The organism is Citrobacter sp. wls826, assembly GCF_005281245.1.
In the GTDB taxonomy this organism is placed as follows: Bacteria; Pseudomonadota; Gammaproteobacteria; order Enterobacterales; family Enterobacteriaceae; genus Citrobacter; species Citrobacter braakii.
Genome location: NZ_SZWS01000054.1, coordinates 1 through 12,039, shown reverse-complemented (window position 1 = coordinate 12,039; position 12,039 = coordinate 1). Strand labels below are relative to the sequence as shown.

General features: G+C 50.0%; 11 protein-coding genes. 2 read left to right on the top strand and 9 right to left on the bottom strand.

Features of this window, described 5'->3' with window-relative positions:
- Positions 1-154: 154 nt before the first annotated feature.
- Entirely contained in the window at positions 155-1,939 is a 1,785-nt protein-coding gene (locus FDW87_RS14060) for a diguanylate cyclase (protein WP_049043192.1), read from the bottom strand.
- A gap of 119 nt (positions 1,940-2,058) precedes the next feature.
- Entirely contained in the window at positions 2,059-3,168 is a 1,110-nt protein-coding gene (locus FDW87_RS14055; RefSeq protein ID WP_053389371.1) for an AI-2E family transporter, read from the bottom strand.
- A 203-nt stretch (positions 3,169-3,371) separates the two neighbouring features.
- Here FDW87_RS14055 and FDW87_RS14050 point away from each other — a divergent pair, with 203 nt between their 5' ends.
- Positions 3,372-4,331, top strand: coding sequence for a DUF523 and DUF1722 domain-containing protein (locus tag FDW87_RS14050; RefSeq protein ID WP_075849136.1), 960 nt, complete (start codon positions 3,372-3,374; stop codon positions 4,329-4,331).
- 155 nt (positions 4,332-4,486) lie between these two features.
- Here the strand turns inward: FDW87_RS14050 and FDW87_RS14045 are convergent, their stop codons facing one another.
- From FDW87_RS14045 to FDW87_RS14015, 7 genes are all read right to left on the bottom strand, one after another.
- Positions 4,487-6,415: a bifunctional diguanylate cyclase/phosphodiesterase gene (locus tag FDW87_RS14045; RefSeq protein WP_047500552.1), complete on the bottom strand. Its 1,929-nt coding sequence runs from the start codon at positions 6,413-6,415 to the stop codon at positions 4,487-4,489.
- A gap of 17 nt (positions 6,416-6,432) precedes the next feature.
- Positions 6,433-6,927, bottom strand: coding sequence for a molybdopterin-dependent oxidoreductase (locus FDW87_RS14040; protein ID WP_016152974.1), 495 nt, complete (start codon positions 6,925-6,927; stop codon positions 6,433-6,435).
- Between the two features lie 542 nt (positions 6,928-7,469).
- Positions 7,470-8,111, bottom strand: coding sequence for a transcriptional regulator (locus tag FDW87_RS14035; RefSeq protein WP_137379860.1), 642 nt, complete (start codon positions 8,109-8,111; stop codon positions 7,470-7,472).
- Positions 8,112-8,235: 124 nt separating this feature from the next.
- Positions 8,236-9,204: a threo-3-hydroxy-L-aspartate ammonia-lyase gene (locus tag FDW87_RS14030; protein ID WP_137379859.1), complete on the bottom strand. Its 969-nt coding sequence runs from the start codon at positions 9,202-9,204 to the stop codon at positions 8,236-8,238.
- A 27-nt stretch (positions 9,205-9,231) separates the two neighbouring features.
- Positions 9,232-9,627, bottom strand: coding sequence for a RidA family protein (locus FDW87_RS14025; protein WP_019076721.1), 396 nt, complete (start codon positions 9,625-9,627; stop codon positions 9,232-9,234).
- A gap of 245 nt (positions 9,628-9,872) precedes the next feature.
- Positions 9,873-10,181, bottom strand: a complete 309-nt coding sequence (locus FDW87_RS14020) for a monooxygenase (protein WP_016152978.1) — start codon at positions 10,179-10,181, stop codon at positions 9,873-9,875.
- Between the two features lie 36 nt (positions 10,182-10,217).
- Positions 10,218-11,009: a PhzF family phenazine biosynthesis protein gene (locus FDW87_RS14015; RefSeq protein WP_065554474.1), complete on the bottom strand. Its 792-nt coding sequence runs from the start codon at positions 11,007-11,009 to the stop codon at positions 10,218-10,220.
- A 133-nt stretch (positions 11,010-11,142) separates the two neighbouring features.
- Between FDW87_RS14015 and FDW87_RS14010 the strand changes: the two genes are divergently transcribed.
- Positions 11,143-11,841, top strand: a complete 699-nt coding sequence (locus tag FDW87_RS14010; protein WP_137379858.1) for an RluA family pseudouridine synthase — start codon at positions 11,143-11,145, stop codon at positions 11,839-11,841.
- The last annotated feature ends 198 nt before the right edge of the window (positions 11,842-12,039 follow it).

Below are 12,039 nucleotides of genomic sequence, written 5' to 3'. Positions count from 1 at the left end.
TATTTAAAATGGGGAAAACACATTCTGACCGCCTTTAAGAAGGCAGCCACCACAGGTTGTGATTAAACGCGGTGATATTGTGTTTTGTGTTCATCCAGTCAACATATCACCGCCTGGCGCAGAGGTAAAGCGATGCGCGGCGTACTGGCGTATCTTAGCTCGCTTCCAGCATGCCAAAGCTCACGATGCGCGAACGGCCTAACTCTTTCGCGCGATACAGCGCCACGTCTGCGGCGCGCAGAAGATTGTCGCTCTGGGCGTGCTGCGGATAGCTGGCAACGCCGATAGAGACATCAACGTGACCAATCTCTGAGAGTCCAAAGCGCAGCGACAGTTCGCGTACACCATTATAAATATCTGTCGCAAAGCGGTTGGCGGCCTGCTCATCCGTATTGGCCAGCAACACCAGAAACTCTTCACCGCCGTAGCGGAAGGCCATGCCGCTATCATGTACAACGCGCTGAATAGTGGTGGCGATACTTTTTATCACGCTATCGCCCGCCTCATGGCCAAAGCGGTCGTTAATATTTTTGAAATGATCGATATCGATCATCAGGCAACTGATTGGCTCTTTGTTACGCACTGCCTGGCTCATCTGGGTGCGCAGCGTATCTTCCAGATGATGACGGTTGCGCAGGCCGGTTAGCGGGTCGTAGAGTGCTTTCTCCAGCAGCGCATCACGCAGGCGCTGGTTGGCTAACGCCAGACCGAGTGCTTCCGCCATCAGTTCCAGATACGCGCGAGAGGGAGCGGAATCATTGCTGAGGTTCTGGAATGAGAGCAGGCCGATGGCTTCACCCTGGGCAATCAGTGGCACGCATAGGGTATGCTGCTGGCATGATTCCGGTAGATGGTAGCAGGCGATATCGGGTTCGCCTTGCACCGGTGGATGGCTCTGACCGCGGCGCACTGCCCAGCATTCGTCCGGGTGGAAAGCATCCGCTTTGCCCTGCGGTGAAAGCCATTGCGCAACGCAGCGCATTTGCCAGGGCTCTCGATCCAGTATGTAAAGCCGCCCGGCAATACCGGGAGCAACATTCGGCGCAAACAGCTCTGCCACATTAATGACATCGGCAAAATTCTCGCAGCCTTGCAAACGTTGAGTCATACGTGCGAGCAGCTCGCGGATTGCCCAGTCGGCGTCTCGTTCTTTCTCCAGTCGCTGACGTGCCAGACCGTTCTCGCGAAAAATGCGGATCGCCTGTGCCATATCGCCGATTTCATCGATCTGATTAAAGCTGGGTGTCTCAACGGCGTAATCCTGCGACGCCAGACGGTTAACCACATCGCTCAAACGCACCACGGGACGCAGTACGCGGCGTTTTAAAATAAAACCGAGAACGAACAAAAATAACAGCGCCGTCAGCCCGACCATCACTTCCGAAGCCGTACGTAGCGTGCGCGATGTCTGAGTGGCATCTTCAATGGTGTTGCGTACGCGGCTGTCGAGTAACTGACGGAAATGATCTATCCGGTCCTGGGCTCGCTCCAGTTCCTGTTCATAGGATTTGCCATACAGCAGGGCGATGGCCTGCGACTCTTCTCCGCGCGCGACGCTGGCAAGCGCCGCAGCTTGCTCATCCTGCAGGGTATCAACAATCTGCAGCCCTTCATGCAATAGCGCCAGCTCTTCATCCGTCGCCCCAATGTCTTTTAGTTTCGACAGTCGCTGTTCAACGCCTTTCAGCGACGCTTCTTTCTGGCGGTAGGCGTTAAGCGCTTCCGGGTCTTTTGCAATAACATATTCGCGTGCCAGACTGGACAGCGACCAGGCATCGAGCTCGACTTCTTCGGTCAGTTGATCGAATTGATAACGCTGCTCCACCACCTGCCGTTCGGTGTTATCGGCGCTGGAGGCCATCAACATGACAACGCCGGAGGCAATGGTCAGACACACCGTCGCGCTGTAGGCCCAGTTGGTGATTGTGGCAATTCGCACTGATTAGTTCCTTCTGCGACGATTAATGAATAAGCATGATTGAAATTATAGGAAACGTATGATTTTGCGTGAAAATAAAAAAGGCGGTCTCAGGACCGCCTTCTGTTATCGTCCTGCCATCATAAATCTGGAGGATTTTTTCCTTCTTCCATAAAGGCTTCGTCGATTCCTTCCACGTTACCTTCATGATCGCGCCCGGAAAACAGGTTCCAGCAGGTAATGAACAGTGCGGCAATCAGGGGGCCAATCACAAAGCCGTTAATGCCGTAGATCTCCATTCCGCCGAGAGTGGAAATCAGAATCAGATAATCCGGCATTTTGGTGTCTTTACCCACCAGTAGCGGGCGCAGGATATTGTCCACCAGCCCGACGATAATCACGAAGAAGCCAACGATAAACAGCCCTTGCCACAGCTGGTGCGTGGCGAAGAGGAAGATTGCCGCAGGTACCCAGACGATCGCTGAGCCGACCGCGGGCACGAGGGAGAGAAACGCCATCAGCGCGCCCCACAGGACGCTGCCGTCGATGTCGACAATTGCAAACGCGATGCCGCCAAGAATACCCTGAACCAACGCCACGACCGCCGTGCCCTTGACCGTTGCCCGCGTCACGCCGACGAATTTGGCAAACAGGTGCTGTTTGGCAAAATCAGAAAGCGGTAATGAGTCCAGAATCTGGCGCACCAGGAACGGCCCGTCCTTCAGTAAGAAAAACAGCAGATACAGCATGATGCCAAAGCTAATAGCAAAGCCGAATGTCCCCTTACCAATCAGGAACGCGCTGCCGGCGAGGTACTGTCCACCCTGCAGTACAACGTCGGACAGTTTTTTCTGGATCTGCGCGACGTTATCCAGATTATGTTCTGCGAGGAATCCTCTGGCCCAGTCAGGAAGATACGAAATAATGGCGGTGACCACTTCCGGGAACTGAGTGTCGTTTTGTTGTAATTTGGCATACACCACGTTCAGCTCAATAGCCAACGAGGAGAAGATCACCATCAGTGGGATAAAAACAATCAGACAGATGATGCCGATGGTGAGCAGTGACGCCAGCCCGTTACGTTCGCCAAGCGCGCTGCGCAGTCTGTTTTTCACCGGGTTAAAGATGGTGGTTAAGATTGCGGCCCACAAAATGGCAGAGAAATAGGGAGACAACACATCGAAGAACGCCCAGGTCACGAGGGCAAGTATGAAAATGAAGAAACCTTTAGTCAGTCCGTTAAATCGCATTAGTGAACCCTGTAATGAGAAGCAGTCCCGACTATAGAACCGTTCAGGGGAATTACCAACTTTCGCTGCGCATATTTACTTAAATTGGTTAACCTGTTTTTCGTAGGGAGCCTGCGACAGATAAATAACGTACGCTATGATTTATTAGTGAAACAGTCATACTTTTCTTCCCGAAAAAGGGCGTCAAAAAAAGAGGGGGCGTTATGAACACTCAACCTGTCATCGGGATTAGTGGATGTTTAACCGGCTCAGCCGTGCGATTCGACGGCGGGCATAAACGGATGGGGTTTGTGATGGACGAGCTGGCTCAGTGGGTGACTTTTAAACCTGTCTGCCCGGAGATGTCCATCGGTTTGCCTGTACCACGCCCCGCGTTGCGTTTGGTTCAAACCGCCCAGGGGAATATCCGCATGTGTTTTAGCCATGCGCCTGGTGAGGATGTCACCGATAAAATGTCCGATTTCACCGCTTCATATATCAATGGGCTTGGCGGTCTGTCGGGTTTTATCGTCTGTGCTAAATCACCGAGCTGCGGAATGGAGAGAGTGAGGCTGTATGACGAAAAGGGAAATCGCGGGCGAAAAGAGGGAACCGGTCTGTTTACCGGCACATTAATGGAAACCTACCCGTGGTTGCCGGTCGAAGAAGATGGCCGCTTGCACGATCCGGTGCTGAGGGAGAACTTTGTCGAGCGAGTGTTCGCGTTACATGAACTTAATATGCTGCGAGCCACTGGTCTTACTCGCCACGGTTTACTCAACTTCCACAGCCGCTATAAGCTCCAGCTTTTGGCTCATCACCAGGCGGGTTACCGGGATATTGGCCCTTTCGTGGCCTCGCTCCATCAGTGGGATGATTTGGACGCTTTTTTCGTGGTATATCGCGAAAAGCTAATGGCGATCCTCAAAAAGCCCGCCTCACGGAAAAATCACACCAACGTACTGATGCATATTCAGGGCTACTTCCGCGATCGGTTGAACACCCGCCAGCGCGGAGAGTTGCGTGACGTTATCCTCAACTATAGCGGCGGACTGCTGCCAATATTGGCGCCACTGACTCTGCTCAAGCACTACCTTGCTGAATACCCAGACAGCTATTTACTTACCCAGAACTATTTTGATCCTTATCCGAAGGATTTAGCCCTACGGTTAATGATTAATTAGCCTGATAGCGAGTAAATCTGGGGCAAAAATATCCGTTGTTCGCGAAGGTTATCCCTGCCGTTTTCTGATGCGTTTAAGCAGGGATAATTTTCACGGTGTGTAATCGATGATAAAAATGCGGCCCTGCACCCACGGGCAAATGTGCCGACCGCGATTTAACCGTTTCTGATTTCTTCATCGATACAAGGCTGAGGTTTGCCAAACAGATATCCTTGCGCGAAATCGCAGCCCAGAGCCTGAAGTCTTGTCAGTTGCTCCTGCGTTTCAACACCTTCTGCAACAGCCTTCATATTGAGAGATTTCGCCATACCCGTGATCAGTTTGATGATAGTCAGGGCGTCTTCCTGCGTAGATATCGAATGCACAAAGGACTTGTCTATTTTGATTTTATCGAAGGCAAGTCTGCTGAGGCGCGAAAGAGAAGAGTATCCGGTACCAAAATCATCGATGGAGATTTTTACCCCCAGGGCCCGGAGCTTATTAAGCGTATTTATCGGTGTAGCACTCTCGGTAAAGAGAGAGGATTCAGTCACTTCCAGTTCGAGGCGGTCAGGTGGAAGTCCAGTTTCTTTCAGAATGGTTAACACGATTCCTGCAAAGGCCTTGCTGCTTAGCTGGACAGGGGAGACATTGACTGAAATTTTAGCCGGAACCGCCCAACCCGCGGCTTCCCTGCAGGCAATTTCCAGCACCGCTTTCCCCATCTCATTAATCATCCCTGTTTTTTCAGCAACAGGAATAAAGCTATCCGGCGACAAGAGGCCCTTGAGAGGATGGACCCAACGAATAAGCGCCTCATAGCTGTATATTTTCTGACTGAAAGAATCGACAATAGGCTGGTAATACACCACGAACTCTTTGTTCACTATTGCTAATGCCATATCATGCTCAAGCGTTCTGCTTTCTTGCAATTTTTCTAACATTCGTTGCCGGAAGACTTTTATCTTGCCAGAGCCTTCATTTTTGGCTTCATAAAGTGCCAGATCGGCAAATTTATAAAGATAGTCGGAGCGGCGCTCATTTTCTGAGATAACAATGCCAACACAGGTGGTTATGTTGATAATTGTGTTGTAAATGGTGTAGGGCTGGCTGATAAACTCACATATTTTCTGGGCTCGCGAAACGGCCCGACTTTCTGTCAGACCACTTGAGAGAAACGCAAACTCATCCCCGCCTAAGCGATACAGCGTATCCGACGTTAGGCTTGTCGAAATCAGACGATCGGATATCTGGCGCAGTAACATATCACCGGCATCATGACCATACGTATCATTGACCTCTTTGAATCGATCTAAATCAAACAACATCACCGTCACAGCATCGTTATTTTTCTCTGCCATTTCGATTGTTTTATTTAAATCGCTCCAGAATAGCTGGCGGTTATTCATCTCGGTGAGCGAGTCATGGTAGACGTCATATTCCAGTTTGGCATTCTGAATTTGTAGCTTTTCCTTCGATTTCTGCAGTTCTTCGGCAAGACTCTTGACCTGAAGGTGCGCCCGCAGAATATTTCTGTTTTGATAAAAAATGAGCACGCCCAGAATCGCACTCAGTATTATTAGCAGTACAGATGTCGTTGAGTAAATATAGTACAGCGTTTGAATTTTTTGGTTGGCGTTATTAATCGAATTTACATCTTTGTTTAATGCGCCGGATGAAAGACGCCCAAGTTGTGCATCCAGGGTATGCATTTTTTTCAGATACGCCTGGAGTGCTGGACGGTTCATTTTCTCGAGATTATCATCCAGATAACTAAGGATATTTTCAAGTGTTACCGCTAGCTCACGGTGGGCAATATTGCTTTCTATGTAGCGCCCCAAATCACCTTCTTTTATCAAATCACTCTGGCTGAGCATAATGTCGAGACGCATGCGTACATCATCAAGATTCATCGTATCATCGATAGTGTAAAGACCAAGCAACGATTCAAATCGGTAATATTGAGATACCAACTGAGCGGCAGACCAGGAATCGGTGTAGTGAGTCAGTTTCTGTAGCTCTTGTTGCCTTTCATGCACGAGGAAAGAGATATATCCGGTCGATATAAAAAGAAAAAAGATGATGCCAGCCAGTATTCTGTTCATGATGTTCCTCTGAACGCTTACTCAATATCCATACTACTGACCTGCCATGCAGACCTTGAATAATAAATCTGATTATTTAGTTCCGGCATGCTGTCATAGGGATACACAATGAATAATGGGCCTTTATCACGGATGCGCATATATTTTCCGTTGATTTTTAAAGCAAGGATGGCATTGTATTTTTTGAAATCACTGAGAGGGATAACGGTGGTGTAGTCATTAAGCGCAGTAACCTTTACAACGGAGCCGCTCGCTCCAACATAATCCATGAGTTTTTGTAGTGGAATACCCGTAAAGGTCGTACGTCCATTATACCAGGGGGAGGTGGTCTGAAAACTTACCATGCCCAGCTTCTCAAGGCTGGCGGTATCAAAAACTGCTTTCCCGTCTTCATTTGTATTTTCAATATTACCGGATAACGTTAAAAGAACTTTACCGGTGGGCCTGGAAAGTTCACCCGCCCAAAGCTGGGTGGAGAGCACAACGCTTACCAACATGACTATTAACCGCATTCTAACCTCACCAATCAGCCGGATGTAAAAGAATTATAATTTAGATATCACGCTATTTATATATTCCGCCTGTCTATTATTGATGATGTGAAGTTGTTTGTATTTTAATTCATTTAAATCAATAAGTTACCATGATTAATGGTTATGAATATTTATTAAATCAGGCGAAGTCTGTTATTAGCGGACGGTGATTTTTGTTGTGTCTGTACAAAAAACACTCACTCTGTGGTTGTTAAAAAATCACACGATCATAAAGGTTTATTTTTTTTGTGCAGCGACAGGGAATCGTTGTTTTATCGGCGGGTAACCTTGTTGAATAAATCAAACTTTTGCCTATTCCCGGGATTAGATTCCACAGGCGTAGCAGACGTTCAAAAATAGTCAATTATCAGGAATTCAAAATATGCAAAATCACCTACGGGATCGTCAGCAACTTAATGAACTTATCAATGGCTGGATGCACCGCGATTGGGGGAATATGCCGCGCTGGCTTGCTGCATGAGCCAGGCGGATATACCTTGCTGAGCGCCGCATAACCGGGCTTATTCGCCAGCCTGAGCCGACTGGCGGGCATACAGATACGCGGTTGCTCTGGAGACGCCCAGATGCTGCGCCACTGTGTCCATAGATTTTCGTACGTTCAGCAAACCGTCTTTGCGTAATTGTTGAATCAGTCGTTTACGGTCTTCAGGTTTCAGGGCGCGGGCCGTCGTTGCGCATTTAGCGGCAAAGTCATCGATACGCTGGCGGATGACTTCGTTACTGCCGGGATCGATATGTTCCTTAATGGGAGAGTCCGCGGTTTCAGTAAAACGCGCAAGGGCACTCTGCATGCCACGAAACAGCGTCATATCCACGTTCAGACAGAGTGCTGCTACGTATTTGCCTTCATCATCCTTGATGCCGATGGAGGTACTTTTCACCGGGCGGCCATCGGCAAACTGGTTGCTGTAGTTGGCTATAATGCTGGGGAATTCAGGCGATGCGATTCGCGCCAGACCCAGTTCTGTTGCCGGTTGGCCGGGTTCTCGCCCGGACAGGTTATTATGGATGGACAAAATGGCATGTTCAGGATTTTTGAGATCATGAACCACCACTTCGCAAAACGGCGAGAAGGTCTCGCTCAAGCCCCTGGCGATAGTGTCAATTTGGCTGAGAAATGAGTTGTTATCGGTTTTTGGCATGCCAGTCTCCTGCGGTGATGCCTGTTGCCATGATTGCGGGCAGTTTACAGTGAGCAGGGTTCGCTTTTCCAGACGCGAGTGTTCAGACGGTAATAAGGTATCCGCATGGCAGATACCTTCTTAATTACTCGGCAAGGAATTCACTGTAGCGGCTGATATCCACGTTCCCGCCGCTGATGATAATGCCGATTTTCTTGCCGCGAAGTTCAGTTTTGCGCGCTCTGGCGGCGGCAAAACCCAGACAGCCAGTCGGCTCCACGACAATTTTCATTCGCTCAGCGATAAATTTCATCGAGGCGACTAATTCATCGTCTGAGACAGTCAGAATATCGTGCACATTTCGCTGGATAATCGGAAACGTAATATTCCCGAGATGTTGGGTCTGAGCACCGTCAGCAATGGTTTTCGGCGTATCGATATGAACAATCTTTCCGCTGCGAAACGACTGTTGACCATCGTTTCCTGCCTCCGGCTCGACACCATAGATGATGCAGTCAGGTGACAGATGTCTGGCTGCCAGTGAGGAGCCCGAAAGCAGGCCGCCGCCGCCCAGACACACGAAAAGAACGTCTAGCTGACCCACTTCTTCAATCAGCTCTTTTGTGGCGGTGCCCTGGCCCGCAATCACGTGCGGATGGTCGTATGGCGGGATCAGCGTCAATCCTTGTTTCTCTGCCAGCTCCCGTCCGATTTTTTCACGATCTTCGGTATAGCGATCGTAAATCACCACATTTCCACCATAGCCTTTTGTGGCTGCAACTTTAGCCGCCGGGGCATCATGCGGCATGATAATCGTCGCCGGGATCCCCAACAATTTTGCCGACAGGGCAATGGCCTGCGCATGGTTGCCGGACGAAAAGGTGACGACGCCCGTAGCGCGTTGTTCTGGCGTGAACTGGCGTAACGCATTCATGGCTCCGCGAAATTTAAACGCGCCCATTCTCTGGAAGTTTTCGCACTTGAAGAAAACTTCAGCACCAAATTCGTCATTAACCGTTCGGGAGGTCATCACCGGCGTTTTGTTGGCATAGTCGGCGATGCGCTCTGCCGCGGCGGCAACATCGTTATAATCAGGCAGTGTCATCTCAGTCATTGTTGTTCACCTGTATGTCGTTAAACGTCATGCTTGTGGGGCCAGGGCTATAGCTTCAACTTCCAGCGCGAAACCATAATGAAGTTCTGCAACGCCCGCTACCGCGCGGGAGGGCCGGAAATCACCGATCCACTCCCCATAGATTTTGTTAAACGTTGGCCATTGGTTGATATCTGTTACATAGACGCGTACTGACACCAGGTGCTGTCGAGAAACCCCAGCGCCAGCCAGGCAGGCATCAATATTCTGCAGTACCAGCCGCGTCTGCTCTTCAAAAGAGGCCTCGGTTTTTTTTTCGCCATCACTTGTGACCGGCAACTGACCAGAAATGAAGACGAATCCGCCAGCCGTTGTACTGTGCGAGTAATGACCTGCAGGCGGAAAACCTCCTGCAGATGAGTTCAATGTAATGTCCACGGACATAAGAGAATCTCCTGTAGTTAGTGGTAATTCATTTTGTATAAAATAATACTGTTTGTATTATTTTATACGCTTTCATACCGCGTTCGGCTAGTGATAGTTTTCACAGATGATGATTTTGTGAACTAAGGCAAACGTGACCCACGTTATATAGCTATCCTGGCGCGGTGAAAGAGGGGGAACGCTTTTGATGAGGGTAAAGCAGGGGAGTGAAGAAGCGCCTCGGGGCGGGGCGTTAAAGCCAAAAATTAGCCGATATGGCCGTGGTTAATCTTACTTAACGGTTCATTGATATCGAAGATTTTGCACGTCACGTCTTCCACTCCCAGGTGCTTCAGGCGGGCCGTGTGTTTTTTGATATAGGCCAGAGCGCTGTCTTCATCCTGAAACAGGTAGATGCCACCCGCTTCGTGGTTTGCTGCGTTCTCGGTCCAGATTTTCCAGATGAAACCCGGCTCCTGGTTGATGGATTCTGCCAGTTCAACAAGCTGATGTGACATCTCAGCGCCAAATGGACCAGGAAAATCAAAGTGTATCTGCACGAGTTTGTTCGCCATAAATCCTCCATGGATTGGTTAATTTGGGTAAGGCTGCTAGCGTAACAGCACTTTACCCGTCAGATAAGTTACTGCTTGTCCACCAATATAAACACGCGTTCCTGTCAGCTGGCAGCGTAAATCGCCGCCGCGTTCAGAGACCTGGCGCGCCAGCATCTGCGTTTTATTCAGTTTTGCAGCCCAGTAAGGAATCAGCATGCTATGCGTCGAACCTGTAACCGGGTCTTCTGCGACTGCTTCACCCGGGCAGAAGAAACGGCTGACGAAATCGTATTCCCCGTCACCCGGCGCGGTGATACATACCATTTTCCCGAGGGGAATCATGGCGTGGATATTCGGGCGCACAGCCTCAACCTGCTGTTGATTCTCCATCACGACCATGTAATCGCGCGCGACGCGCACTTCTTTATATTCGGTGATGCCTAATGTTTCCAGCAGTAAGGCGGGCGGTTCGGCAGGTTCGCTTTGCCAGGCAGGAAAATCAAGCGTCAGCCAATCACCGCTGCGCGTGACCGTCAGTGGACCCACAAAACGGGTGGCAAAATGGATGGTCGCTTCCGGGAAATCCAGATGTTCAAAGATGACATGTGCGGCGGCAAGCGTGGCGTGCCCACACAGATTAATTTCGCCTTGCGTGGTAAACCAACGCAGCTCGAAGCCATTCTCATTGGCGACAAAAAAAGCGGTTTCCGACTGGTTATGCTGCTGCGACATTTTTAATAATATTTCATCGGGCAACCAGTCATCGAGCGGGCATACTGCTGCGGCATTACCGCCAAACGTCGTAGTGGTAAAGGCATCTACCATGTAGAAATCGATTTGTTGCACGGTGTAACCCTCTCATCGCACTCAGGATATCCCACACTCTATCATGCAATGATTGTCATTGGTTAAGCGCCCTGATTCGCCTGCGTGGTAAAAATTCGCTATCATCCGTTTCCACACTTCATCCTGGCCGCTCATGTCTACGATCCTCGATACCTTTATTGCCCCGCCTTGTCATGAGGAGATAGCGATCCTCTATCAGGACGAGCATCTGGTGCTTATCAATAAACCCACCGGACTGCTTAGCTTGTCGGGGAAAAACCCGCAGAATTTCGATTCGGTACATCACCGGCTGGTACAGATTTACCCCGGCTGTACGCTGGTACATCGGCTTGATTTTGGGACGTCAGGGCTGATGGTGATTGCCCGTAACAAGGCTATCAACGCCGCGCTTTGCCAGCAGTTCAGTCAGCGCGCGGTAAGCAAGGTGTATAGTGCGTTGTTGTGCGGGCATCTGAAAAACGATGAAGGCGTTATAGATGCAGCGATTGCCAAAGACCCGGCGCTGTTTCCACTGATGTCGATTTGCCCCATTAACGGTAAACCCGCGCGCTCGCGCTATCAGGTTATTGAGCGTTTTCATCATCGCCAGCAAGATGGGGAGTTACTCGCTTTGACGCGGGTACGGCTGACACCTGAAACCGGGCGTACCCACCAGTTGCGGATCCACTGTCAGCAGTTGGGGCATCCCATTTTGGGGTGCGATTTATATGGTGGGCGTCTGCTGCCAGGCACCGAACGGACGTCGAGACTGATGCTGCATGCCAGTGAACTGCATTTCAGGCATCCGGTCAGTCAGGAATGGATGACGGCCCAAAACGCCAGCCCGTTTTGAGGATATAAAAAAGCCGCCAGATGGCGCAACGTCGGTCAGTTAACGCCTCTGTATCAGAAAGTGTATTGGCGGAGGTAATAACATGCTATCTCAGAGAATGGGTTCCGTTCACCTCATGTTCATCGTTTCTCTGAAACACCGATTCCTGTGAACGTGTTAAGGGTACTATCGCCGTACCCTTAACAATCCCGGCTCCCG